The 1134-nt window shown below is 41.3% G+C and carries 2 protein-coding genes; one reads left to right on the top strand and one right to left on the bottom strand.

Annotated features, from left to right (window positions below; genetic code table 11):
* Positions 1-260, top strand: a 260-nt coding sequence (locus R7P35_RS25625) for a 50S ribosome-binding protein YggL (RefSeq protein WP_318093236.1), incomplete at its 5' end; no start/stop codon positions are given.
* Positions 261-875: 615 nt separating this feature from the next.
* Here R7P35_RS25625 and R7P35_RS25620 read toward each other — a convergent pair.
* On the bottom strand, positions 876-1134 hold a 259-nt coding region (locus R7P35_RS25620; RefSeq protein WP_318093234.1), incomplete at its 5' end, for a helix-turn-helix transcriptional regulator.

The raw sequence follows: 1134 nt of genomic DNA, 5'->3' as shown, positions 1-1134 counted from the left end.
TCGAAATCAGCTGTGAAACAGACATTAACGACTTCGACCGTTACGATGCATTCGTTGATGACTTTATCGACTACATTGATACTCTAGGTCTATGCTTTGGCGGCGGCGGTCTGGAGCTATTTGAAGGCTTCCTATGTTCTACAGAACGTTACGGTAGCGCGACAGAAGAGCAAAAAGCACAAGTCGTTGCTTGGTTAGAAGCTCGTCCAGAAGTGAAAAGCGCGAAAGCTGGCGACTTGCTTGACGCAAACTACCTGTAATAGCAGGCAAGCAAATACGTTAGAGAAAGCTGGTCTTCGGACTGGCTTTTTTTATGGGTGATGAAACTGAATTTAAAATTAGATTTGAAGTGTTGGTGGTGTTTGGAGCTGGCAATGCGTAGAGAACGTTTGAATTCTATTGCCAGCTCAAGGACTTCGAGTATGGTTAACTATGATTTCTTAGCTGTTGCTTCTTTCGTATCTTTCCAGTACTGGATGCGAACACGATGTAGCTGAGCTCTTCTCATTTTTTTCATAGTAATCTCCCTCATCTTCTATAAGTAACGCTCTTTATGAGCTTATTGTCTAAGGTTTTTTATCCCCTTCAATCTATAAGGGAACCAATTATTTAACCGTGACTCATTTCACAACATAATGATAAAAACGGTTCTATTGCAGCCATTTTTGACACCTAAAACCGATTATTACCTTCCTGACACGGTCAAATTACTCACGAGATATGACAGAAAAATGGCAATCAAGTTCCCTAAATTAACTGTCATTGAATCTTAATAATGATTCCTGAAAAACTTTGCAAGTAATATACCAATTGCACATCACTTTCCGTCGAGTAACTCTTTTCACGTTCTTACTAGCAGTTGCATACCATTCCCATTAAGGCTGAATTCGCTGCTGATAATGCTGGCGGTAGTCGCGTGGTGTTAGTCCTTTGTACGTTTTGAAGTGGCGATTAAACAGGGCTTGATTACGATATCCGACTCGCTCAAACACAATCCCAATCGGCAACGACGTAGATTGCAGCAAATCTGCGGCATGATTGATCCGCAATTTCATTAGACGTTGGCTAAACGGCTCTTTAAAGTGCTTTTGAAACAATCTTGTGACCGCACTTTCACTCAGCGATAAGTAGTTC

Origin of the sequence: Vibrio sp. Vb0304 (assembly GCF_033338995.1) — a bacterium.
Lineage (GTDB): Bacteria > Pseudomonadota > Gammaproteobacteria > Enterobacterales > Vibrionaceae > Vibrio > Vibrio alginolyticus.
The sequence above is the reverse complement of the archived record's forward strand: the minus strand, read 5'-3'. Positions and strand labels throughout refer to the sequence as shown.